Source organism: Catellatospora bangladeshensis (genome assembly GCF_016862575.1).
GTDB classification, from domain to species: domain Bacteria; phylum Actinomycetota; class Actinomycetes; order Mycobacteriales; family Micromonosporaceae; genus Catellatospora; species Catellatospora bangladeshensis.
Window position 1 is genome coordinate 1 of the sequence record NZ_BONF01000067.1, and the last position, 22,629, is coordinate 22,629.

At 72.6% G+C, this 22,629-nt stretch carries 23 protein-coding genes; 22 read left to right on the plus strand and 1 reads right to left on the minus strand.

From position 1 onward, the window contains the following. The first annotated feature begins 191 nt into the window (after positions 1 to 191). From def to Cba03nite_RS38345, 10 genes are all read left to right on the plus strand, one after another. Positions 192 to 746, plus strand: coding sequence for a peptide deformylase (def, locus tag Cba03nite_RS38300; protein ID WP_203757270.1), 555 nt, complete (start codon positions 192 to 194; stop codon positions 744 to 746). A 4-nt stretch (positions 747 to 750) separates the two neighbouring features. Beyond that, the gene (fmt, locus tag Cba03nite_RS38305) at positions 751 to 1,677 is read left to right on the plus strand and encodes a methionyl-tRNA formyltransferase (RefSeq protein WP_203757272.1); all 927 of its coding nucleotides are present in this window, start codon (positions 751 to 753) and stop codon (positions 1,675 to 1,677) included. Beyond that, on the plus strand, positions 1,674 to 3,131 hold the full coding sequence (locus tag Cba03nite_RS38310; RefSeq protein WP_239126336.1) for an RsmB/NOP family class I SAM-dependent RNA methyltransferase: 1,458 nt from the start codon (positions 1,674 to 1,676) through the stop codon (positions 3,129 to 3,131). Before fmt ends, Cba03nite_RS38310 begins: the two co-directional genes overlap by 4 nt. A gap of 220 nt (positions 3,132 to 3,351) precedes the next feature. Continuing rightward, on the plus strand, positions 3,352 to 4,059 hold the full coding sequence (gene rpe / locus Cba03nite_RS38315) for a ribulose-phosphate 3-epimerase (RefSeq protein WP_203757274.1): 708 nt from the start codon (positions 3,352 to 3,354) through the stop codon (positions 4,057 to 4,059). A gap of 2 nt (positions 4,060 to 4,061) precedes the next feature. Beyond that, entirely contained in the window at positions 4,062 to 5,078 is a 1,017-nt protein-coding gene (locus Cba03nite_RS38320) for a GGDEF domain-containing response regulator (protein ID WP_203757300.1), read from the plus strand. A gap of 61 nt (positions 5,079 to 5,139) precedes the next feature. After that, on the plus strand, positions 5,140 to 6,228 hold the full coding sequence (gene ribD / locus Cba03nite_RS38325; protein WP_203757276.1) for a bifunctional diaminohydroxyphosphoribosylaminopyrimidine deaminase/5-amino-6-(5-phosphoribosylamino)uracil reductase RibD: 1,089 nt from the start codon (positions 5,140 to 5,142) through the stop codon (positions 6,226 to 6,228). Between the two features lie 46 nt (positions 6,229 to 6,274). After that, positions 6,275 to 6,877 (plus strand): riboflavin synthase, encoded by a 603-nt coding sequence (locus Cba03nite_RS38330; protein ID WP_203757278.1) that lies wholly within the window; start codon positions 6,275 to 6,277, stop codon positions 6,875 to 6,877. Further along, positions 6,877 to 8,109, plus strand: a complete 1,233-nt coding sequence (locus Cba03nite_RS38335; RefSeq protein ID WP_203757280.1) for a bifunctional 3,4-dihydroxy-2-butanone-4-phosphate synthase/GTP cyclohydrolase II — start codon at positions 6,877 to 6,879, stop codon at positions 8,107 to 8,109. Before Cba03nite_RS38330 ends, Cba03nite_RS38335 begins: the two co-directional genes overlap by 1 nt. Further along, a complete protein-coding gene (gene ribH / locus Cba03nite_RS38340) occupies positions 8,109 to 8,579 on the plus strand; it encodes a 6,7-dimethyl-8-ribityllumazine synthase (RefSeq protein WP_203757282.1) in 471 nt (156 codons plus the stop codon). The genes Cba03nite_RS38335 and ribH overlap by 1 nt, the downstream gene beginning before the upstream one ends. A gap of 84 nt (positions 8,580 to 8,663) precedes the next feature. Then, positions 8,664 to 9,560 carry a GerMN domain-containing protein gene (locus Cba03nite_RS38345; RefSeq protein ID WP_203757284.1) on the plus strand — a complete coding sequence of 299 codons (897 nt, stop codon included), beginning with the start codon at positions 8,664 to 8,666 and terminating at the stop codon, positions 9,558 to 9,560. Positions 9,561 to 9,610: 50 nt separating this feature from the next. On the opposite strand, the gene Cba03nite_RS38350 is transcribed toward Cba03nite_RS38345, so the two are convergent. Beyond that, positions 9,611 to 10,564, minus strand: a complete 954-nt coding sequence (locus tag Cba03nite_RS38350; protein WP_239126337.1) for an NADP-dependent oxidoreductase — start codon at positions 10,562 to 10,564, stop codon at positions 9,611 to 9,613. 95 nt (positions 10,565 to 10,659) lie between these two features. Here Cba03nite_RS38350 and Cba03nite_RS38355 point away from each other — a divergent pair, with 95 nt between their 5' ends. The 12 genes from Cba03nite_RS38355 (at position 10,660) to Cba03nite_RS38410 (ending at position 22,062) form a co-directional block, all read left to right on the plus strand. Next, a complete protein-coding gene (locus Cba03nite_RS38355; protein WP_275411645.1) occupies positions 10,660 to 10,923 on the plus strand; it encodes a phosphoribosyl-ATP diphosphatase in 264 nt (87 codons plus the stop codon). Positions 10,924 to 11,039: 116 nt separating this feature from the next. After that, positions 11,040 to 11,885 carry an ATP phosphoribosyltransferase gene (hisG, locus tag Cba03nite_RS38360; RefSeq protein WP_203757286.1) on the plus strand — a complete coding sequence of 282 codons (846 nt, stop codon included), beginning with the start codon at positions 11,040 to 11,042 and terminating at the stop codon, positions 11,883 to 11,885. A gap of 298 nt (positions 11,886 to 12,183) precedes the next feature. After that, a complete protein-coding gene (locus Cba03nite_RS38365) occupies positions 12,184 to 13,686 on the plus strand; it encodes a metallophosphoesterase family protein (protein ID WP_203757287.1) in 1,503 nt (500 codons plus the stop codon). Between the two features lie 60 nt (positions 13,687 to 13,746). After that, positions 13,747 to 14,205, plus strand: a complete 459-nt coding sequence (locus tag Cba03nite_RS38370) for a PH domain-containing protein (protein WP_203757288.1) — start codon at positions 13,747 to 13,749, stop codon at positions 14,203 to 14,205. A 347-nt stretch (positions 14,206 to 14,552) separates the two neighbouring features. Further along, the gene (gene infC / locus Cba03nite_RS38375) at positions 14,553 to 15,131 is read left to right on the plus strand and encodes a translation initiation factor IF-3 (protein ID WP_203757302.1); all 579 of its coding nucleotides are present in this window, start codon (positions 14,553 to 14,555) and stop codon (positions 15,129 to 15,131) included. Between the two features lie 70 nt (positions 15,132 to 15,201). Then, entirely contained in the window at positions 15,202 to 15,396 is a 195-nt protein-coding gene (gene rpmI, locus Cba03nite_RS38380; RefSeq protein WP_203757289.1) for a 50S ribosomal protein L35, read from the plus strand. Between the two features lie 40 nt (positions 15,397 to 15,436). Continuing rightward, positions 15,437 to 15,808: a 50S ribosomal protein L20 gene (gene rplT / locus Cba03nite_RS38385; RefSeq protein ID WP_120320125.1), complete on the plus strand. Its 372-nt coding sequence runs from the start codon at positions 15,437 to 15,439 to the stop codon at positions 15,806 to 15,808. Positions 15,809 to 15,816: 8 nt separating this feature from the next. Next, the gene (locus Cba03nite_RS38390; RefSeq protein WP_239126338.1) at positions 15,817 to 16,641 is read left to right on the plus strand and encodes a TrmH family RNA methyltransferase; all 825 of its coding nucleotides are present in this window, start codon (positions 15,817 to 15,819) and stop codon (positions 16,639 to 16,641) included. 228 nt (positions 16,642 to 16,869) lie between these two features. Continuing rightward, complete coding sequence (pheS, locus tag Cba03nite_RS38395; protein WP_203757291.1) at positions 16,870 to 17,961, plus strand: phenylalanine--tRNA ligase subunit alpha; 1,092 nt, start codon at positions 16,870 to 16,872, stop codon at positions 17,959 to 17,961. A 2-nt stretch (positions 17,962 to 17,963) separates the two neighbouring features. Then, positions 17,964 to 20,444: a phenylalanine--tRNA ligase subunit beta gene (gene pheT, locus Cba03nite_RS38400; RefSeq protein ID WP_203757293.1), complete on the plus strand. Its 2,481-nt coding sequence runs from the start codon at positions 17,964 to 17,966 to the stop codon at positions 20,442 to 20,444. Next, the gene (gene folP, locus Cba03nite_RS38405; RefSeq protein WP_203757295.1) at positions 20,444 to 21,334 is read left to right on the plus strand and encodes a dihydropteroate synthase; all 891 of its coding nucleotides are present in this window, start codon (positions 20,444 to 20,446) and stop codon (positions 21,332 to 21,334) included. Before pheT ends, folP begins: the two co-directional genes overlap by 1 nt. Before the next feature lie 8 nt (positions 21,335 to 21,342). Then, positions 21,343 to 22,062: a pyrimidine reductase family protein gene (locus Cba03nite_RS38410; RefSeq protein WP_203757297.1), complete on the plus strand. Its 720-nt coding sequence runs from the start codon at positions 21,343 to 21,345 to the stop codon at positions 22,060 to 22,062. Positions 22,063 to 22,629 lie beyond the last annotated feature (567 nt).

Consider the following 22,629-nt stretch of genomic DNA (forward strand, 5'->3'; position numbering starts at 1 on the left):
TTCGCCCGTGTGCCAGGCAAGTCGGGCGATCTTGCGGGGAAGGGGACCGTGTGATCGGGGTGGGGTGTGACGTTGGGAGTCGAAAAGGGGACAAAGTCTGTGGCGGGGGACCGATCGTGCGGTCGGGTACGGGGCACTCCGTAGACTGATCAGCACTGCCCTTCGTACGACAGCCGAGGAGACGAACCCCTGTGACCGTCCAAGCGATCCGACTCTTCGGGGATCCGGTGCTGCGCACCCCCGCCGACGAGGTGGTCACCTTCGACAAGGAACTGCGCATGCTGGTGCGCGACCTTACCGAGACCATGCGCGACGCCGGCGGAGTCGGGCTGGCCGCGCCGCAGATCGGCGTGGGCCTGCGGGTGTTCAGCTTCGACGTGGACGACGTGCTCGGGCACCTGATCAACCCGGTGCTCCACTTCCCCGACGAGGAGGAGATGGACGGCGACGAGGGCTGCCTGTCCGTGCCGGGGCTCTACTACGACACCAAGCGCCGCAAGAACGTGATCGCCAAGGGCTTCAACGAGTCCGGCGACCCGCTGCAGATCGTCGGCACCGGCCTGATGTCGCGCTGCATCCAGCACGAGACCGACCACCTCGACGGCGTGATCTTCATCGACCGGCTGGACACCCAGGCGCGGAAGACGGCGCTGCGTGACATCCGCCGGGCCGACTGGTACGACCCCACCAAGACCGTGGTGAAGGTGTCCCCGCACGCCGCGAGCCCGTTCGGCCTGGGGCGGTGAGCTGATGCGCCTGGTCTTCGCCGGCACGCCCGAGGTGGCGGTGCCCTCTCTCGACGCGATCGAGAAGTCCGGCCACGAGCTGCTGGCCGTGGTCACCCGCCCGGACGCCCCGTCGGGCCGGGGGCGGCACCTGGTCCGCTCGCAGGCGGGCGCCTGGGCCGACGAGCGCGGCATCGAGGTGCTCACCCCGCAGCGCCCGCGCGAGCCGGAGTTCCTGGACCGCCTGCGCGAGCTGGCCCCGGACTGCGTGCCGGTGGTCGCGTACGGAGCCCTGGTGCCCCCGGCGGCTCTGGAGATCCCGGTGCACGGCTGGGTGAACCTGCACTTCTCGCTGCTGCCCGCGTGGCGTGGCGCGGCTCCGGTGCAGCACTCGGTCTGGAAGGGCGACGAGATCACCGGCGCGTCGGTGTTCCAGCTGGAGGCGGGCCTGGACACGGGCCCGGTGTTCGGCACGCTGACCGAGGCGATCCGCCCCCGCGACACCTCCGGCGACCTGCTGGAGCGCCTCGCGGTGAGCGGTGCGGACCTGCTGGTCGCGGTGCTCGACGCGATCGGCTCCGGTGCGGCGCGGGCTGTGCCGCAGCCGGAGGACGGGATCACCCTGGCCCCGAAGATCACGGTCGAGGACGCCGAGGTGCGCTGGGACGAGCCCGCGTTCGCGGTGGACCGCCGGGTGCGCGCCACGACGCCCGCGCCGGGTGCGTGGACCACGTTCCGTGGCGAGCGGATCAAGCTCGGGCCGGTGCTGCCGGTCACCGACGCGCCTACGCTCAAGCCGGGTGACCTGCTGGTGGAGAAGCGCCGGGTGCTGGTCGGCAGCGCCACCACCCCGGTGGAGCTGGGCGAGGTGCGCGCGGCGGGCAAGAAGGCCATGTCGGCGGTGGACTGGGCCCGCGGGGTGCGGGTCGACGGTGAGGACAGCTTCTCGTGACTTCGTTCCGCGGTGGTAGCAGTTCCGGTGCGGCCAAGCCGCGCCACCACGACCGTGACGCCCGCGGCGGGCGCGGCCCGCGTGCCGGGCGGCCCGCGCACGACCCGGCCCGGATGACGGCGTACCAGGCGCTGCTGGCGGTGCATCGGGATGACGCGTACGCCAACCTGGTGCTGCCGGGGCTGCTCCGCGAGGCCGGGCTGTTCGGCCGGGACGCGGCGTTCGCGACCGAGCTGACCTACGGCACGCTGCGGGCCCGGGGCACCCTCGACCGGATCATCGAGTCGGCCGCCGACCGGGACGTGTCCCGCATCGACCCGCCGGCCCGCGACGCGCTGCGCCTGGGGGCGTACCAGCTGCTGCACACCCGGGTGCCCGCGCACGCCGCGGTGGCGTCCACGGTGGACCTGGTGCACTCGGTGGCGCCGGGCGCGGCCGGGTTCGCCAACGCGGTGATGCGCCGCATCGCCGAGCACGACCTGGACGCCTGGCTGGCCAAGGTGGCCCCGGCCGAGCAGGAGGACCCGGTGGGGCACCTGGCGGTGACCCAGCACCATCCGGAGTGGATCGTCCGCGCCTTCCGGGAGGCGCTCGGCGGTGACCTGGCCGAGACGGAGCGCCTGCTGGCCGCCGACAACGAGCGGCCCGAGGTGCACCTGTGCGCGCGGCCGGGCCGGGCCGACGCGGTCGAGCTGGCCGACACGGTGGGCGGGATGCCCGGCGCGTTCTCGCCGTACGCCGTCTACCTCGGCGGCGGTTCGCCCGGCGAGCTGGTCGAGATCAAGACCGGCCGGGCGCACGTGCAGGACGAGGGCAGCCAGCTGGTCGCCACGGCCCTGGCGCAGGCGCCGCTGGACGGCCGCGACGAGCGCTGGCTCGACCTGTGCGCCGGGCCGGGCGGCAAGGCGGGCCTGCTCGCGGCGCTGGCCGCGCAGCGCGGCGCGCACCTGACCGCGGTCGAGGTGACCGAGCACCGCGCGCGCATGGTCGAGGCCGCGGTGCGCGGCATGCCCGCCACGGTGCTGTGCGCCGACGGGCGCAGCGTCGGCACCGACCACGACCTGCCGGCGGGCGGCTTCGACCGGGTCCTGGTCGACGCGCCCTGCACCGGCCTGGGCTCGCTGCGCCGCCGGCCGGAGTCCCGCTGGCGCCGCCAGCCCTCCGACCTGCCGCCGCTGACCAAGCTGCAGCGCGAGCTGCTCGGCGCGGCGCTGCGCGCGGTGCGCCCCGGTGGCCTGGTGGCGTACGTCACGTGCTCGCCGCACCTGGTCGAGACCAAGGTGAGCGTGTCGGAGGCGGTGCGCCGGGGCGGCTTCGACGTGGACTTCGTCGACGCCCGCGAGGTGCTGCCCGCCGGGATGCCCGGCCTCGGCGACGGCCCGACCGTGCAGCTGTGGCCGCACAAGCACGGCACAGACGCGATGTTCATCGCGCTGCTGCGCCGCAACGCCTGAACACCGCCGCTGCGGCAGGCAACCCCTGTGTTGCGAAGGCAACCCAGAAGTTGCCTGCCGCGCGGGGCACCACCACCCGGCGGGCGGACTGGCCTGGCGTAACGGCTGACCTGTGTCACGGCGCATCGGCTCAACCGGCCGAACCCGCCCCTCCCGTCGTCCGACGGCGGTAGGGGGACCGACCGAGTCAGGACCGGCTCACGCTTCGTAAGCTGATCGCGTGACTGCGGATCTCATCATCGCCCCCAGCATCCTCGCCGCCGACTTCGCGCGCCTGGCCGAGGAGGCGCGAGCGGTGCGCGGCGCCGCGGACTGGCTGCACGTGGACGTGATGGACAACCACTTCGTGCCCAACCTGACCATCGGGCCGCCGGTGGTGGAGAGCCTGCGCCGGGCCACCGACATCCCGTTCGACTGCCACCTGATGATCGAGGACCCGGTCCGCTGGGCGCCGGCGTACGCGGAGCTGGGGGCGTACAACGTCACCTTCCACGCCGAGGCGTGCGACGACCCGGTGGCGCTGGCCAAGGACCTGCGCGCGGCGGGCACGAAGGCCGGGCTGGCGATCGACCGGGACACCCCGATCGAGCCGTACCTGGAGCTGCTGCCGCACTTCGACACGCTGCTGGTGATGACGATCAAGGCGGGCTTCGGCGGCCAGGCGTTCATGCCGGAGCTGCTGGACAAGGTGCGGCTCGCGCGCCGCCACGCGAACGCGGGCCACCTGGACATCCGCATCGAGGTGGACGGCGGCATCGCCGACGCCACCATCGAGCAGGCGGCGCTGGCCGGGGCGGACGCGTTCGTCGCCGGGACGGCGGTGTACGGCGCCCACGATCCCGCGGAGGCCTGTCGTAAACTGCGTGCTCTGGCCGAGGCGGCACTCGTCCGGCAGGCCACATCGGACAGTGGGGGCACGACAGTTTGACCATAGACCCGCAGGCAGCCGGCCACGCCGAGGTGATCCTGGTCGTCGACGACGACCCCGACATCGTGCGGGTGGTGGAGGTCAACCTGCGCCTGCACGGGTTCGACGTGATGAGCGCGCACAGCGGCGCGGAGGCGCTGGCCCTGCTGGAGCATCAGCGGCCCGACCTGGCGCTGGTCGACCTGATGATGCCGGAGATGGACGGCCTGGAGCTGACCCGGCGGCTGCGGGCCGACCCGATGGTCACCGCGCTGCCCATCATCGTGCTCACCGCGAAGGCGCTCACCTCGGACAAGGTGGCGGGCCTGGCGGCGGGGGCGGACGACTACATCGTCAAGCCGTTCGACACCTCCGAGCTGATCGCCCGGGTGCGCGCCACGCTGCGCCGCAACCAGGAGGCGCGGGAGGTGTCGCCGCTGACCGGGCTGGCCGGCAACACCCGCATCCTGCGGGAGATCGCCGACCGGCTGAAGGCGGGCGACGACTACGCCGTCTGCTACGTCGACATCGACCGCTTCAAGAGCGTCAACGACGTGTACGGCTTCGGCCGGGGCGATCTGTTCATCAGCGCCCTGGCGCGCGCGATGCGCCGGGCCACGGTCGCGGCGGGGCTGCCGCCCGCGTTCCTGGGCCATGTGGGCGGCGACGACTTCGTGGTGGTGTGCCACCCCTCACAGCTGCAGGAGATCACCACCCGGGCGATCTACGACTTCCAGAAGGCCACCGACGCGCTCTACGACCCGGTCGACTCGGCGCGCGGCTACATGGAGGTGGTCGACCGCCGCGGCAAGGTGCACGAGGTCAACATGGTGACCCTGTCCATCGGCGTGGCCCTGTCCACCAGCCGCGCCTTCGGCCATCCCAGCGAGGTGGTGGCGGTGGCCTCGGAGATGAAGTCGGCGGCCAAGAAGCACCACGGCAACTACGTGGCCATCGACCAGCGCTCGGACCGCCCGTCCCTGCCCCAGCAGCGCGTCACAGAGAGCGACACCGCCGCCGAGGCGCCGCCGCCCGCGTGACAGACTTGCCGCCGGTGGCCAGAGCGTGCCGGCCGCGTGAACGCAGGGAGGACGAATCGGCATGGGGCAGCAACCCGCGGTCAGTCCGGCCGAGGACAAGGCGATGGCGCGGGCGATCGAGCTCGCCGCGCGGGGTCTCGGCACCACCAGCCCCAACCCGGTGGTGGGCTGCGTGCTGCTGGACGCCGCGGGCCAGGTCGTGGGCGAGGGCTTCCACGTGTACGCGGGCGGCCCGCACGCCGAGATCGTGGCGCTGGCCCAGGCCGGGGAGAAGGCCCGGGGCGGCACCGCCGTGGTCACGCTGGAGCCGTGCAACCACACCGGCCGCACCGGCCCGTGCGTGCAGGCGCTGATCCGGGCCGGGGTGTCCCGCGTGGTGATCGCGGTAGAGGACCCCAACCCGCTGGCCGCGGGCGGCGAGCAGACGCTGCGCGACGCGGGCGTCGAAGTGATCACCGGGGTGCGCCGGTCCGAGGCGGAGCAGGGCAACATCGCCTGGCTGACCTCGGTGCGCCGGGGGCGGCCGTACGTGATCTGGAAGACCGCCTCGACCCTGGACGGCCGGGCCGCCGCTTCCGACGGCACCAGCATGTGGATCACGTCCGAGGCGGCCCGGATGGACGTGCACCGGCTGCGCGGCACCGTCGACGCGATCATGATCGGCGTCGGCACCGTGCTCGCCGACGACCCCCGGCTCACCACCCGTGACCTGCGCACGGGCAGCCTGGCCATCCGGCAGCCGCTGCGCGTCGTGATCGACTCGGAGGGGCGTACGCCCGCCGACGCCCGGGTGCGTGACGGCGCCGCGCCCACCCTGATCGCCACCTCCGCGCTGCTGGGCAGCGACGAGTCGGGCCGGGTGGACCTCAAGGCGGTGCTCAGCGAGCTGCACCACCGGGGCATCCGCAGCGTGCTGCTGGAGGGCGGCCCCCGGCTGGCCGGTGCCTTCCTGGCCGCGGGCCTGGTCGACCTGATCGTCTCGTACGTCGCGCCCAAGCTGCTCGGCGACGGCCCGGCGGCACTGGTCGGAGCCGGGGTGACAACCATCACCGACGCCATCGATCTGGAAGTGTTAGATGTTGACCGGATCGGGCCGGATCTGCGCCTGACCGCACGGCCGCGCGCGAGCGCGGACAGCGGCAACCTGTGACCGGAGCCGGGCGCTTCCCACGCGGCCGGCGCACGAGGAGGAACGAGTGTTCACCGGCATCGTGGAAGAGCTCGGCGAGGTCGTGCGCGTCGACTGGCAGGGCGACGGCGCGGTGGTCACCGTGCGGGGGCCGCTGGTGGTCTCGGACGCCAATCACGGCGACTCCATCGCGGTCAACGGCGTCTGCCTGACCGTGATCGAGACCGAGGGCGACACCTTCCGGACCGAGGTCATGAAGGAGACCTTCGACCGCAGCTCGCTCGGCTCGCTGGCCCCCGGCGAGCGGGTGAACCTGGAGCGCGCGGTCACCGCCGCGACCCGGCTGGGCGGCCACATCGTGCAGGGCCACGTGGACGGCGTGGGCACGGTCGTCTCGAAGCAGCCCGGCGGCGGCTGGGAGGATGTCCGGATCTCACTCCCAGCGGGCCTGTCCCGGTACATCGTGGAGAAGGGGTCCATCACCGTCGACGGCATCTCGCTGACCGTGGTCGCGGTCGACGACGACTCGTTCACGGTGAGCCTGATCCCGACCACCCTGGAGCTCACCACGCTCGGCCGCAAGCAGCCCGGCGCCCTGGTGAACCTGGAGGTCGACGTGATCGCCAAGTACGTGGAGAAGCTGGTCGCGGCGCAGCGGGGAGCGAACTGATGACGCTGAACACGATCGAGGACGCGATCGCCGCGATCAAGGCCGGCAAGCCGGTCGTCGTGGTGGACGACGAGGACCGCGAGAACGAGGGCGACCTCATCTTCGCCGCCGAGCTGGCCACCCAGGAGCTGGTCGCGTTCACCGTGCGGCACACCTCGGGCTACATCTGCGTGGCGATCACCGAGGACGAGGCGGACCGGCTCGAGCTGCCGCCGATGTACTACACCAACCAGGACCGGCGCGGCACCGCGTACTGCGTGACCGTCGACGCCCGCGAAGGGGTGTCGACCGGCATCTCCGCCGCCGACCGGGCCCGCACCCTGCGCCTGCTCGGCGACGCGCACACCAAGCCCACCGACCTTGCCCGCCCCGGTCACGTGGTGCCGCTGCGGGCCAAGTCCGGCGGCGTGCTGCGCCGTCCCGGCCACACCGAGGCCGCCGTGGACCTGGCCGTGCTGGCCGGGCTGCGCCCCGCCGGGGTGCTGTGCGAGCTGGTGAACGACGACGGCACCATGATGCGCCTGCCCGACCTGCAGCGCTTCTCCGCCGAGCACGAGCTGGTGCTGGTCAGCATCGCCGACCTGATCGCCTACCGGCGGCGCACCGAGCAGCTGGTGACCCGGGTCGCCGAGGCCCGCCTGCCCACCGAGTTCGGCGAGTTCACCGCGGTCGGCTACCACGCCACGCACGACAACGCCGAGCACATCGCGATGGTGTACGGCGAGATCGGCGACGGCCAGGAGGTGCTGGTCCGGGTGCACTCGGAGTGCCTGACCGGCGACGTGTTCGGCTCGGTGCGCTGCGACTGCGGCCCGCAGCTGCACGCCGCGCTGCGCCGGGTGGCCGAGGAGGGCCGGGGCGTGGTGCTCTACGTGCGCGGGCACGAGGGCCGCGGCATCGGCCTGCTGCACAAGCTCCAGGCCTACCAGCTGCAGGACGGCGGCCGGGACACCGTCGACGCGAACCTCGACCTGGGCCTGCCCGCCGACGCCCGGGACTACGGCACCGGCGCGCAGATCCTGTACGACCTCGGCGTGCGCACCATGCGCCTGCTCACCAACAACCCGGCCAAGCGCGCCGGGCTGGAGGGGTACGGCCTGAAGGTGGTCGGCCGCGAGGCGCTGCCGATCCGCCCGCACCCGGAGAACCTGCGCTACCTGCGCACCAAGCGCGACCGGATGGGCCACGAGCTGGACCTGTCCGAGCTGGACGACCTGGAAGGGCTGAGCTGATGGCCGGTCACGGCGCCCCCGAACTGACCACCGTGGACGCGTCCGGGCTGAGCCTGGGCATCGTCGCCACCCGCTGGCACGCCGACCTGGTCGAGCAGATGCTGGACCGGGCGCAGGCCGCCGCGAAGGCGTGCGGCGTCACCGACGTGCAGGTCGCGCACGTGGCCGGCTCGGTCGAGCTGCCCGTTGTGGCGCAGGCGCTGGCCCGCCGGCACGACGCGGTGGTGGCGCTGGGCGTGGTCATCCGCGGCGACACCGCCCACTTCGACTACGTGTGCAAGTCGGTGACCGAGGGCCTGACCCGGGTGGCGCTGGACGAGGGCACCCCCGTCGCCCAGGGCGTGCTCACGGTGAACACCGTCGAGCAGGCCCGGGACCGCGCCGGGCTGCCCGACTCCGGTGAGGACAAGGGCTGGGCCAGCGTCTACGCCGCGCTGGACGCCGCCGTCACGCTGCGCTCGCTCGGCTGATCGGCGAACACGGGGCGGTGACGGGTTTCGGCGTGAGCTGATCGGCCGGTGGTGACCTTCCCCAGGTGGACGTACACCTGAGGTATGTCTGCGCTGAGGCTCCGCGTGCTGGTCCCGCTCGCGCTCGTCGCGTTGTCGGCCGCCTGCACCCCCACCACACCCTCACCGGACCCCACGGGGTCAGCGGCGCCGTCGGGCTCGACGGCACCGGCCACCACGGCGCCGGGCGCCACCACCGAACCCGGCGGCCCGACCGCCGGCGCGTCCGGCGCGCTGGCGATCTACTACCTGGCGAACGACCGGGGCGATCCGAAGCTGGTCCGCGAGTTCCACAAGCTGCCGGTCGGGGACGGCTCGCCCGCGGCGCGCACCCGGGCCGCGGTCACCGAGATGCTCGACGGGCGCACCGCCTACGACCCGGACTACGCGAGCCTGTGGCCCGCGAGCGCCCGGGTGCGCGGGGTCAGCGTCAGCGGGGACACGGTCACCGTCGACCTGTCCGGCGCGGCCGTCAACGGCGAGGCCGGATCGTTCGGCGCGAACCAGGCCGTGCAGCAGCTGGTCTGGACCGCCACGGCGGCCAGCGGCAAGCCCGCGGTGCGGATCCACCTGGACGGCCGCCAGGTGGACGAGCTGTGGGGCCACGTCGACACCCGCGACCCGCAGCGGCGGGCCCCGGCGGTGGACGTGCTGCTGCCGGTGTGGCTGATCGACCCGCAGCACGGCGCGACCGTGCCGCGCGACTTCACGCTGCACGTGGCGGGCATGGTCTTCGAGGCCACCATGAACTACGAGATCCGCAAGGGCACGACGGTGGTGAAGGAGGGCTTCATCACCCTGTCCGCGGGCGGCCCGGCCCAGGGCGAGGCGAAGGTGCCGATGTCCCTGACCCCGGGCACGTACGTGATCGAGGTCTTCGACATCTCCGAGAACGACAGCTCGCGGATGTTCGTCGACAACCACACGGTCACCGTGAAGTGACCGCCGTCCGCTGAGCGGAGCCTGCCACGCGCTGCCGTGGCAGGCTCGGCTCAGTCCTGCGGGACGGTGAGGACGATTTTGCCGGTGGTACGCCCGGCCTCGCCCAGCTCGTGGGCCTGAGCTGCCTCGGCCAGCGGGAACGTCGCGGCCACCAGCGGGCGCAGCAGGCCCGCCTCGACCAGCGCGGCGATCTGCTCCAGCCCGGTATGATCCGGCTCGACCAGCATGCCCGTGCCGCGTACGCCGAGTGCCTGCGCCTTGGCGGCGGTCTCCGCCGCGCTGCCCGCGTTGAGGATGCCCACCAGGATGCCGCCGGGGCGCAGGGTGCGCAGCGAGCGGTCCTCGTAGTCGCCGCCGACGGTGTCGAGCACCACGTCCACGTCCTTGACGGCCTGCGCGAAGTCGACCGCGGTGTAGTCGACCGGCTCGTCCACGCCCAGCTCGCGCAGCAGGTCGTGCTTCTCGGCGCGGGCGGTGCCGATGACGTACGCCCCGCGCGCCTTGGCGATCTGCACCGCCAGGTGCCCGACGCCGCCCGCCGCGGCGTGCACCAGCACCCGCTGCCCCTCGGCGACCCGAGCCGTGTCCACCAGCGCCTGCCAGGCGGTCAGCGCGGCCAGCGGCAGCGCGGCGGCGTGCACGTGGTCCAGCCCGGCGGGCTTGCGCGCGAGCTGCCGGGACGGTGACGTCACGTACTGCGCGTACGCGCCCGCCGCCATCGGGAAGCGGGGCATGCCGAACACCTCGTCGCCGACCGCGAACCGGGTCACCCCGGCGCCGATCGCCGCGACCTCCCCCGACACGTCCCAGCCCACCGTGAACGGCGGTTCGCCGAAGGCGCCGCCGCGGCGGCGCACCTTCCAGTCCACCGGGTTCACCCCGGCCGCGTGCACCCGCACCAGCACCTCGGTCGGGCCGGGGGAGGGGCGGGCCACCTCGGCGACGCGGAGCACCTCGGGCCCGCCGAGGCTGTCCTGGCGTACGGCAAGCATGTGTTCGGTCATCCCTCCATGCTCCTCGCCGATGCGTCGTCCCAGCATGTGCCGCGCGGGCCGGGTGGGCGGGGGCGGTCCGGGACCGATCGGGCAGAATGACCCGCGTGAAGACGTTCGAGGAGCTGTTCGAGGAGCTGCAGGCCAAGGTGGCCGCTGGTGACCCGACCTCCGGCACGGTCAAGGCGGTCTCCGCAGGCGTGCACGCGGTCGGCAAGAAGGTGGTCGAGGAGGCCGCCGAGTCGTGGATGGCCGCCGAGCATGAGGGCCCCGACCGCGCCGCCGAGGAGATCTCCCAGCTCCTCTACCAGACCCAGGTCCTGATGCTCGCCTCCAACCTCACCCTCAAGGACGTCTACCGACATCTGTGATCCCGCACCCGCCCTTTGTCGGGTTGATCATGAACTTATGGACGTGTTCGACGGTGTGTCGTGTCCATAACTTCATGATCAACATTGGTTGATCACAGAGACGAGTCGAAGAGGAAATGCTGCGTATTGCCGTGCCCAACAAGGGCACCCTGTCCAAGCCCGCCTCCGACATGCTGCGGGAGGCGGGGTATCGCCAGCGCGGGGACGACCGCGACCTGGTCTGCATGGATGCTGACAACGACGTCGAGTTCTTCTATCTGCGGCCGCGGGACATCGCGGTGTATGTCGGGTCGGGGGATCTCGATCTGGGGATCACCGGGCAGGATCTGCTGGTGGACTCCGGGGCGCCGGTGACCGAGCTGCTGCCGCTGGGGTTCGCGCCGGCCACGTTCCGGTTCGCGGCCCCGCCGGAGACGGTGCGCGACATCGCCGACCTGGCCGGGCGGCGCGTCGCCACGGCGTACCCGGGCGTGGTCGAGCGCTTCCTGATCGAGCACGAGATCAAGGCCGACGTGGTCAAGCTCGACGGCGCCGTGGAGAACGCGGTGCGGCTCGGGGTGGCCGACGTCATCGCCGACGTGGTCGCCACCGGCGGCACGCTGCGGCAGGCCGGGCTGGTGCCGATCGGCGAGCCGATCCTGGTCTCCGAGGCGGTGCTGGTGGGGCGGCCCGAGGGCGAGCGCAACGGCGCCGTGGCCCAGCTGCTGCGCCGCCTGCAGGGCGTGCTGGTCGCTCGCCGGTACGTGATGCTGGCCTACGACGTGCGCGCCGACCGGCTGGAGAGCGCGGTCGCGCTGACCCCCGGCATCGAGTCGCCGACGGTGTCCCCGCTGCACCGCGAGGGCTGGGTCGCCGTGCAGGCGATGGTCCAGCGCACCGACGTGCACCGGATCATGGACGAGCTGTACGACCTCGGCGCCCGCGCCATCCTGGTCACCGACATCCACGCCTGCCGCCTGTAACACCGCGCCCTAGCGGGCCGCTCGCTCCACCTCCGGCCGGACCACGTGCGACGTGGTCCGGCCGTTCCCATTCCTCGGCATCGGGCCGTTGCTGACCGAGCCCGCCCCGCCGAAGATCCACGCCACCAGGACAAGCCGCCTCATCCGCGGTGACTCCCATCTGCGGAAACCCCGAAATCGCCACAAACTCGCCACTAGGGTCTCAAGAGGGCCAAACGCCCTATGAGGTCTGAACCTCGCAGAAACTTCGAGCGGTGCTCGGACCGCAAGGGGGAACAGCGTGCAACATCGTCATGTCGTGCGGCTCAGTGCCGTAGCGGGGCTGCTGGTAGCGGCGGCTCTCGCGTCCGTCACGGTCGCGGGAGCCGCGGTGGGCGGTCCGTCCGGCGGGGGACGCGGAGACGGCGGTGGTTACGGCTCACCGCCGCCGACCCCGCCGCCGACGCAGCCGCCGGGGGCGCCCCCGCGTGAGGCCTGGGCCTGGACCCAGCTGATTCCGGGCGGCGCGCAGGTCAGGTTCGCCACGCCGGAGAGCACCTGCCCGATCCTGGTGGTCACCACCGGCACGCAGTCGGTGCGGCACCAGATGGTGCAGGAGAGCACGGTGGCGCTCTATCCCACCACCGCCACGCTCTGCACGCGGCGGATCGCCGCCGACGCCACCGCCGCCCGGATCGACGCCACGACCAGCCCGGTCCCGGTCCGCCCGAGCGCCAACGGCGACGTCCCGCTGCCGAACTGGACCCAGCCCGGCTCGGCCACCAGACAGCCGCAGAACATCGCGCTGATCGGCGACACCGGCTGCCGCATCCCCGCCACGGGCACGGCGCAGGACTGCGCGCAGCCGCAGGACTGGCCCTTCCGGCGCGTCGCGAACAGCGCCGCGACGGACCCGGTGCCGCCGAACCTGGTCGTGCACCTCGGCGACTACATCTACCGCTCCCGGCCCGGCCCGAACCCGCCGCCGCTGTGCGGCGCGACCGGCATCAGCCCCAGCCTGCACACGTGGGGCTGCCTGGTCACCGACTTCTTCCAGCCGGCGTCCCGGCTGCTGGCGCAGGCGCCGTTCGTGTTCGTCCGCGGCAACCACGAGACGTGCCGCCGCTCGGGCGAGGTGTGGTTCCGCTACCTGGCGAGCACGCCGAGCCTGACCGCCTGCAACGCGCAGAGCCCGGAGGACTTCAGCCCGCCGGAGCGCATCGACGCGGGCACGCTCGGCCTGCTGCTCATGGACACCTCCTGCGCCTCCGACGACGCCACGCCGCCGACCTGCGCCCACGCGCCGCGGGAGGCCCGCTACACGGCGCAGTTCAACCAGATCAACAACAGCCTCGTGCAGGCGGGGGACGACTTCCTGCTCAGCCACGCGCCCATCTGGGCGGTGCGCGGGGTCACCCCCGCCGGCAACCCGGTATGGGTCGACGAGCTGCTGTCCGGCGCGGTGGCCGGGACCAGCCTCGGCATCCTGGACCGCCGGATCAACCTGGTCCTGTCCGGTCACATCCACCTCTACCAGCTGCTCACCTTCGACGCGAGCGCCCAGTTCCACCGCCCGCCGCAGGTGGTGGTGGGCTCGTCGGGCACCGAGCTGGACCAGCAGACGTGGCAGGACGGCGCGCTGATCGGCGGGCTCGTGGACGGAGTGCCCATCGGCGAGCTGATCACGGTGGACCGGTACGGCTACGGCGTGCTGCGCGACACCGGCTCCACCTGGAACCTGCGCTACTTCGACCGGTTCGGCACGCGGGTGCCCGGCACGAACTGCAACCTGGCGGGCGCCCGGTTCCCCAACTGTGTGTGACGCGCCTGCGCGGCGGTGGCGGTGGAGGCCGTCACCGCCGCCCGTGGCAGACTCGTCGGCGTGAGCAGCGAGGGACAGCACGTCAGTTTCCGGCCCCTGCGTACGCGGCGGGTGTGCATCGGCGCCGCGGTGGCGGTGGTGGTGCTGTTCGCGGTGATCGGCACCGCGCTGACCGAGGTCGGCGAGGGCGTGTTCCGCAAGGGCGACCAGTTCGCCATGATCGCGCTCGGGGTGGTGTTCGCGCTGGGCATCATGGCGGTGGCCCGGCCCCGCGTGGAGGCCGACGCCGTGGGCATCAAGGTCCGCAACATCATCGGCGGGTACGAGCTGCCGTGGGGCGCTGTGCGCAAGATCGCATTCGAGCGCAACCAGCCGTGGCTGAGCCTGGAGCTGGAGAACGACGACACCGTGTCGGTGCTCGCCGTGCAGGCCGTGGACCGGGCGCACGCGGTGGCCGCGGTGCAGTCGCTGCGAGCGCTGCACGCCGCGGCGCGGGCGGCGGAGCCGGTGGCGGGCTGACGGCATACCCTCCCGCCCTGCCGGGCGCAAGCAGGGGTTGTGGTAATCTTTTCGAGTCGACCTTTCCGACACCCGTGAGCGCGCCCTGTGTGCGGTCCGGCGGAGTCGGAGGCAAGCGGAGCGCCTGCTCCCACCCGATCGCCCTGAGCGAGCCGGGTCCGGTCACCTGGTGAAGGACTTTCCCGTCCTCCATTCGGGTCGTGCACTTGGCGTGCACCCAGACCGGTCGAGCGGGCCCAGGCTGTCGCCTGGGCCTTCTGCTTTTGGTCTGACGCCAAGCGCGTCACCGGCGCCTACCGGTGGCGCGGAACACGATTTGAGGAGGCCACATCAGCGTCGAGCCACGCATCAACGATCAGATCCGGGCGCGTGAGGTCCGACTGGTCGGCCCGGAGGGTGAGCAGGTGGGCATCGTCCCGCTGGAGCGCGCCCTGCAGCTGGCCGCGGATGTCGATCTGGATCTGGTTGAGGTTGCGCCCATGGCACGCCCGCCGGTCTGCAAGCTCATGGACTTCGGCAAGTTCAAGTACGAGAGCGCGCTCAAGGCCAGGGAAGCCCGGCGTAACCAGCAGCAGACGGTCATCAAGGAGATGAAGCTCCGTCCGAAGATCGACTCGCACGACTACGAGACCAAGAAGGGTCACGTCGTGCGGTTCCTCAAGGCCGGAGACAAGGTCAAGGTGACCATCATGTTCCGCGGTCGCGAGCAGAGCCGCCCGGAGCTGGGCTTCCGCCTCCTGCGCAAGCTGGAGGAGGAGGTCGCCGAGGTCGGATTCGTCGAGTCGTCGGCGAAGCAGGACGGGCGAAACATGATCATGGTGCTTGCGCCGCATCGCAGCACGAAGGCCGCCGTCGGCCGCAAGGGCGACGAGGGCACCGGTGCGGAGGCCGAAGAGGCCGTGGCCGAGCCCTCGGCCCAGGCCTGACGACGCTCGATTTGGGCACCTGCCGCGCGGCCCCCGCCGTGCGGCGAGATTCTGTAGGGGAGAACTTCCGATGCCGAAGATGAAGAACCACAGCGGCATGGCCAAGCGGGTCAAGGTGACCGGCTCCGGCAAGATCGTTAAGGAGCAGGCCGGCAAGCGCCACCTGCTGGAGGTCAAGTCCTCCCGGCGCACCCGCCGGCTGACGGGCACCGTCGAGGTGGCCAAGGCCGACGTGAAGCGCATCAAGAAGATGCTCGGCCGCTGACGCGCGCCTTTTAGACGGAAACCTTTAAGGAGAAGCTGATATGGCACGCGTCAAGCGGGCGGTCAACGCCCAGAAGAAGCGCCGTACCCTGCTCGAGGCCGCCAGCGGTTACCGCGGCCAGCGCTCCCGCCTGTACCGCAAGGCGAAGGAGCAGATCCTCCACTCGATGCAGTACGCCTACCGCGACCGCAAGGACCGCAAGGGCGACTTCCGGCAGCTGTGGATCACCCGCATCAACGCGGGCGCTCGTGCCAACGGCATGACGTACAACCGCCTCATCCAGGGCCTCAAGCTCGCGGGTGTCGAGGTCGACCGCAAGATCCTCGCCGACCTGGCCGTGAACGACGAGGCGGCGTTCGCCGGCATCGTCGCGGTGGCCAAGAAGGCCGTCGCCGAGGCGCAGGCCGCCTGAGCCCGTCGGTGACGCAGCACTTCCAGCGACCCGGGGACCCGCTGTTCACGCAGCGGACTCCCCGGGTCGTTGCCGCATCCAAGCTCCACCGCCGCCGCGACCGCGAGAAGGCCGGGCGCTTCCTCGCCGAGGGCCCGCAGGCCGTCCGCGAGGCGCTGGCCGCCGGTGCGGTACGCGACATCTTCGTCACCGAGGACGGCCGCCGCCGCCACCGCGACCTGCTGCACGGCGCGAGCAGCGCGCACTTCTCCGTCGTCACCGACGACGCGATGGCCGCGCTCGCCGACACGGTCACCCCGCAGGGCGTCATCGCCGTCTGCGACCTGCGCGACGTCCCGCTCGACGCGGCGCTGGCCAGCCGGCCGAAGCTGGTCGCGGTCGCCGTCGAGATCCGCGACCCGGGCAACGCCGGCACCATCCTGCGCACCGCCGACGCCGCGGGCGCGACCGCGGTGGTGTTCGCCGGGGACGCCGTCGACCCGTACAACCCCAAGTGCGTACGCGCCTCCGCGGGCAGCCTGTTCCACCTCGACGTGGTACGCGCCCCCGACGCCACCGCCGCCCTCGCCGCGCTGCGCGGGGCGGGCCTGCGCACCCTGGCCACCTCCGGCTACGGCGCGACCGACCTCGACGACCTGCTCGACGACGGCTCCCTCGCGCAGCCCACCGCGTGGCTGTTCGGCTCCGAGGCGCACGGCCTGCCCGACGAGCTGCGCGACGCCGCCGACGCCGCGGTGCGCGTGCCCATCCACGGCCGCGCCGAGTCGCTCAACCTCGCCGCCGCCGCGGCCGTCTGCCTCTACGCCTCCGCCCGCGCCCAGCGCTCCCGATAACCGGGCCGCGAGCGCTGAGCGCCGCGCGGTATGCTCGCGGCGAGAACCCGTCCGAGAGGGAGCGAACGATGAGGCGCCGTTCCTTTAGCCAGCCCGCCGGTGGCGGGCGGCGGAACTGACGCGCGTTCAGCTCTTCCTCTCCGATCGCACCGGTGGGCTGCGGCGAAGCCGCGCGTGCCCGTCCTGGCCCATTGCCTAGACTGTTCCGGTTGCCGATCTGGAGTTCTGATGACATACCGTCACGATCCGTACGACCCCAAGCAGGCCGCGATGCTCGATCCGGCCGCGCTCGACGACGCCGTCGCCGCCGCGGACAAGGCCTTCGCGGACGCCACCGACCTGGACGCGCTCGCCGCGCAGAAGGTCGCGCACCTGGGTGACCGCTCGCCGGTGTCGCTGGCCCGCCGCGAGATCGGCGCGCTGCCGCCGGCCGCGAAGGCCGACGCGGGCAAGCGCGTCAACGAGGCCCGCACCGCGATCCAGGCCGCCTACGACGCCCGTCTCGTGGTGCTGGAGGCCGAGCAGGCCCAGCGCGTGCTGGAGACCGAGACCGTCGACGTCACCCTGCCCTGGGACCGCCGCCCCCGCGGCGCCCGGCACCCGCTGACCACGCTGATGGAGCGGGTCGGCGACCTGTTCGTCGGCATGGGATACGAGATCGCCGAGGGCCCCGAGGTCGAGCTGGAGTGGGCGAACTTCGACGCGCTCAACATCTCGCCCGACCACCCGGCGCGCGGCCTGATGGACACCTTCTGGGTGAAGGCCGCCGAGTCGAGCACCGGTGCGACCGAGTCCGGCCTGGTGCTGCGTACCCACACCTCGCCGGTGCAGGCGCGGACGATGCTGACGCGCAAGCCCCCGATCTACATCGTGGTGCCGGGCAGGGTGTACCGCACCGACGAACTGGACGCGACCCACTCGCCGGTCTTCCACCAGGTCGAGGGCCTGGTGGTGGACAAGGGCATCACCATGGCCCACCTGAAGGGCACGCTGGACCACTTCGCGAAGGCGATGTTCGGGGCCGACGCGCGGACCCGCTGGCGGCCGCACTACTTCCCGTTCACCGAGCCGTCGGCCGAGTTCGACGTGTGGTTCGCCGAGCACCGCGACGGCCCGCGCTGGGTCGAGTGGGGCGGCTGCGGCATGGTCAACCCGAACGTGCTGCGCGCGTGCGGGATCGACCCGGAGGAGTACTCCGGCTTCGCGTTCGGCATGGGCATCGAGCGGACCCTGATGTTCCGCAACGGCCTGAGCGACATGCGGGAAATGATCGAAGGCGATGTGCGGTTCTCCCGCGCGTTCGGCATGGAGGTGCACTGACCATGAAGGTCGGACTGTCCTGGCTGCGGGAGCACGTCGCGCTGCCCGCTGACCTCACCGAGGCCGAGCTGGACCTCGCCCTGAACAACCTCGGCATCGAGGTCGAGGAGATCGCCGACCAGCGCCACTCGGTGCAGGGCTCCCTCGTCGTCGGCAAGGTGCTGACCATCGAGGAGCTGACCGAGTTCAAGAAGCCGATCCGGTTCTGCACGGTGGACGTCGGCCAGGCCAACGGCACCGGCGCGCCGCAGGAGATCATCTGCGGCGCCCGGAACTTCGCCGTGGGCGACCGGGTCGTGGTGATCCTGCCCGGCGGCGTGCTGCCCGGCGGCTTCGCCATCGGCGCGCGCAAGACCTACGGCCGCAACTCGCACGGCATGATCTGCTCCGCGGCCGAGCTGGGCCTGTCCGGCGACCACGACGGCATCATCATCCTGCCCGAGTCGGTCACCGCGCAGCCGGGCGACGACGCGCGCCCGGTGGTCGGCCTGGACGACATCGAGGTGCACGTCACGGTCACCCCCGACCGGGGATACCAGATGTCGGTGCGCGGCCTGGCCCGCGAGCTCGGCCACGCGTTCGGCGCGCGCTTCACCGACCCCGGCCTGGCGCCCGCGCCGGCCGGGACCGCGGCCCCCGCGTGGCCGGTGACCATTCAGGACACGCAGGGCTGCGACCGCTTCGCGGCCCGGCTGGTACGCGGCATCGACCCGGCCGCGCCCACCCCCGACTGGATGGCCCGCCGCCTGCTCACCGCCGGTGTGCGTACGCTCGGCCTCGCCATCGACATCACCAACTACGTGATGCTCGAACTCGGCCAGCCCATGCACGCCTTCGACGCCGACCGCATCTCCGGCGGGCTCGTGGTGCGCCGCGCCACCGAGGGCGAGAAGCTGACCACCCTCGACGGCCAGGCCCGCGTGCTGTCCGCCGAGGACATGGTCATCTGCGACGACACGGGCCCGATCTCGCTCGCCGCGGTGATGGGCGGGCAGACCTCCGAGGTCGTGGACGGCACGGTCAACGTGCTGTTCGAGGCCGCCCACTGGGACCCGACGATGGTCGGGCGCACCGCGCGGCGGCACAAGCTGTTCAGCGAGGCCGCCAAGCGCTGGGAGCGCGGCGTGGACCGCGAGCTGTGCCTGGTCGCCATCGACCGCGCCGTCAAGCTGCTCGTCGAGTACGGCGGCGGCACGCCGGGCGACGAGATCCTCGACCTGAACCACCCCGGCGAGCCCACGATGATCAGCATGGCGGCGGACAAGCCCGCCCGGCTGATCGGCGTGGACTACTCCGTCGACCGCATCGGCGACATCCTCACCGAGGTCGGCTGCGACACGGCCGTGTACGACGACCGCGTCGACGTGATCACCCCGAGCTGGCGGCCCGACCTGCGCGAGCCCGCCGACCTGGTGGAGGAGGTGGTCCGGCTGGACGGCTTCGAGAAGGTGCCCAGCGTGCTGCCGATCGCCCCGCCCGGCAACGGCCTCACCCCGTCCCAGCGCCGCAAGCGCTCGGTCGGCCGCACCCTGGCCGAGCAGGGCTACGTCGAGGTGCTGTCGTACCCGTTCGTCGCCGCGAGCGCGCTGTCTACGCTGGGGCTGCCCACCGACGCGGTGCGGCTGGCCAACCCGCTGTCGGACGAGGAGCCGTTCATGCGGACCAGCCTGCTGCCGCCGCTGCTGGCCGCGCTCAAGCGCAACGTCGGCCGGGGCCAGCGCGACGCCGCGCTGTTCGAGCAGGGCCTGGTCTTCCTGCCCGACCCGGCGGCCGGTGTGCCGCCGGTGATGGGGGTGGCGGGCCGTCCCGACCCGGCGCTGTGGGAGAAGGCCAACGCCTCCGTGCCCGCGCAGCCGTGGCACGTGGCCGTGGTGCTGACCGGCGAGTACGAGCGCTCCGGCTGGTGGGGCCCCGGCCGCGCCGCCATGTGGTCCGACGCGGTCCAGGCGGCGCGCGACGTGCTGGCCGCCTCGGCGGTCCCGGCCGCGTCCGTGGACATCAGCGCGGCCGAGCAGGCGCCGTGGCACCCGGGCCGGTGCGCGGCGATCACCGTGGACGGCGTCGTCGTCGGCTACGCGGGCGAGCTGCACCCGGCCGTCTGCACCGCGCTCGACCTGCCCAAGCGCACCTGCGCGATGGAGCTGGACCTGGACGCGGTGCCGCTGCCGGGGCCGACCCCGCCGCCGGTGTTCTCGACGTACCCGCCCGCGCTCATCGACGTCGCGCTCGTGCTGTCCGCGGACGTGCCCGCCGGGCAGGTCGAGGCGGCGCTCACCGAGGGCGCCGGGCCGCTGCTGGAGTCGGTGCGGCTGTTCGACGTGTACGCGTCCGAGCAGCTCGGGGCGGGGCAGCGCTCGCTGGCGTACAAGCTGACCTTCCGCGCGCCCGACCGGACCCTGACCGTCGAGGAGGCGGTCGCGGCCCGGGACGCGGCGGTGGCGGTCACGGCGCAGCGCTTCGGCGCGGTCCTGCGCGGCGCCTGATGTTCATCCCCGACCTGATCGCCCCGAAGCGGGTCATCGCCGGACGCGAGTTCGACTTCGACCGCCAGGTCGCGGTCATGGCGGTGGTGAACCGGACCCCCGACTCGTTCTACGACAAGGGGGCCACCTACGCGTTGGACGCGGCGGTCGCGGCAGTGGATGCCGCGGCCGCCGCCGGCGCGGACTGGATCGACATCGGCGGGGTGAAGTTCTCGCCCGACGGCGGCGAGGTGCACAGCGACGTCGAGCTGGAGCGGGTGCTGCCGGTGGTGGAGGCCACCGTCGCGCGGCACCCGCACCTGGTCGTCAGCGTCGACACGTTCCGCGCCGACGTCGCCGAGGCCTGCCTGGAGGCCGGTGCGCACGTCGTCAACGACACCACCGGCCTGCACGACCCCGCGCTCGCCGACCTGGTCGCGGCCCGCCCGCACACCCAGCTGATCGTCACGCACAGCCTGGCCCGGCCGCGCACCCACTACCCGAAGCCGCAGTACGCCGACGTGGCGGGCGAGATCGCCGCGTTCCTGCGGTCGAGGGTCGAGGTCGCGCTGTCCCGCGGGGTGCGCCCCGAGCAGATCGTCATCGACCCGGGCCACGACCTGAACAAGAACACGTTCCACACGCTGGAGCTGACCCGGCGCCTGCCCGAGATCGCCGCCGTCGGCTACCCGATGCTCGCCGCCGTGTCCAACAAGGACTTCGTCGGCGAGACGCTGAACCGCCCCCAGGGCGAGCGCCTGTCCGGCAGCCTCGCCGCGGCCGTCACCAGCGTGCTGCTCGGTGCCCGGATCGTGCGCATGCACAACGTGCGCGAATCCGTGGACGCCGTGCACATGACCGAGGCCATCCTGGGCTGGCGGCAGCCCGCCTACACCGTGCACAACATGTGAGGTCCCGTATGCGCAGGCTGTGGCCGCAACCGTCCGCCGAGCTGGACGGCGAGCAGCTGCTCGCGGCGTACCCGCGCGCCGACCGGCTGCTGCTGCGCGCCAACATGATCACCTCGCTGGACGGGGCGGCCACCCTGGAAGGCCGCTCCGGCGCGCTCGGCAGCCCCGCCGACCAGGACCTGATGAAGCGGCTGCGCATGCAGGCCGACGTGGTCCTGGTCGGCGCGGGCACGATCCGCGTCGAGGGCTACGGCGCGACCCTGCTCGACGCCGAGGCCCAGGCGTGGCGGACGGCCCACGGCCTTACCCCGCACCCGCGTTTCGCCGTGGTGACCCGCTCCGGCGACGTCCCGGCCAAGTTCTTCACCGACCCACCCGCGCGCCCGATCGTGATCACTTACGCGTCCGCGCCGCACGACTACCCCGGCGACGCCGAGGTGATCGACTGCGGCGACTCGTCGGTCGACCCCGCCGTGATGGTCGCCGAACTCGCCGCCCGCGGCCTGACCCAGATCCTCTGCGAGGGCGGCCCGCACCTGCTCGGCGGCCTGGTCGCCGCCGACCTGGTCGACGAACTCTGCCTCACCGTCAGCCCCACCCTCGCCGGCCCCGGCTCCGTCCGCATCGTCGCCGGCCCCCCATCACCCCCCCGCCGCCTCACCCCCACCCACGTCCTCACCGACGGCACCCACCTCTACCTCCGCCACACCCACCCCACCACCCCCTGACCCACGCCCGACCCTGGCGCCCACGCGGCCCGCCGGGCCGAAGATCGCCGTCTCGTGTCACAACCTGCGGCCTGACCCCACCTTCCGACACGAGACGGCGATCTTGGCCGCTGCGCGGGGCGGGGCGTGGGCGGCCGGGCGGGTAGTGGCCGCCCGCGATGGGGTGATGATCGCGGGTTCGTGTCACAAGGTGGGGCCTGGCCGCACTTTTGGACACCAGACGCCGATCTTGGCCGCTGCGCGGGGCGGGGCGTGGGCGGCCGGGCGGGTGGTGGCCGCCCGCGATGGGGTGATGATCGCGGGTTCGTGTCACAACCTGCGGTGTGGCCGCACTTTTGGACACGAGACGCCGATCTTGGCGGCTGACCCGGGCCGGGTGTGGGTGGCCGGGTAGGTGGTGCGCCATCCGCGATCGGGGGATGATCGCGAGTTCGTGTCCAAACCTGAGGTCTGACCTCACATTTCGACACGAGGCAGCGATCTCCATCCTCGGCGCGGGTTTTGGAAAGCCCAGCCGAGCCGCGCGCTACCGGGAAAGATCGCCGTCTCGTGTCAAAAACAACGCCG

Bases quoted from the DNA above. Each gene is read 5' to 3' on its own strand.
- Cba03nite_RS38350 (WP_239126337.1), bottom strand. From the start codon at position 10,564: ATGACCGAACACATGCTTGCCGTACGCCAGGACAGCCTCGGCGGGCCC.
- rplT (WP_120320125.1), top strand. From the start codon at position 15,437: ATGGCACGCGTCAAGCGGGCGGTCAACGCCCAGAAGAAGCGCCGTACC.
- fmt (WP_203757272.1), top strand. From the start codon at position 751: ATGCGCCTGGTCTTCGCCGGCACGCCCGAGGTGGCGGTGCCCTCTCTC.
- Cba03nite_RS38345 (WP_203757284.1), top strand. From the start codon at position 8,664: ATGTCTGCGCTGAGGCTCCGCGTGCTGGTCCCGCTCGCGCTCGTCGCG.
- Cba03nite_RS38335 (WP_203757280.1), top strand. From the start codon at position 6,877: ATGACGCTGAACACGATCGAGGACGCGATCGCCGCGATCAAGGCCGGC.
- rpmI (WP_203757289.1), top strand. From the start codon at position 15,202: ATGCCGAAGATGAAGAACCACAGCGGCATGGCCAAGCGGGTCAAGGTG.
- hisG (WP_203757286.1), top strand. From the start codon at position 11,040: ATGCTGCGTATTGCCGTGCCCAACAAGGGCACCCTGTCCAAGCCCGCC.
- Cba03nite_RS38410 (WP_203757297.1), top strand. From the start codon at position 21,343: ATGCGCAGGCTGTGGCCGCAACCGTCCGCCGAGCTGGACGGCGAGCAG.
- ribD (WP_203757276.1), top strand. From the start codon at position 5,140: ATGGGGCAGCAACCCGCGGTCAGTCCGGCCGAGGACAAGGCGATGGCG.
- folP (WP_203757295.1), top strand. From the start codon at position 20,444: ATGTTCATCCCCGACCTGATCGCCCCGAAGCGGGTCATCGCCGGACGC.
- pheT (WP_203757293.1), top strand. From the start codon at position 17,964: ATGAAGGTCGGACTGTCCTGGCTGCGGGAGCACGTCGCGCTGCCCGCT.
- ribH (WP_203757282.1), top strand. From the start codon at position 8,109: ATGGCCGGTCACGGCGCCCCCGAACTGACCACCGTGGACGCGTCCGGG.
- pheS (WP_203757291.1), top strand. From the start codon at position 16,870: ATGACATACCGTCACGATCCGTACGACCCCAAGCAGGCCGCGATGCTC.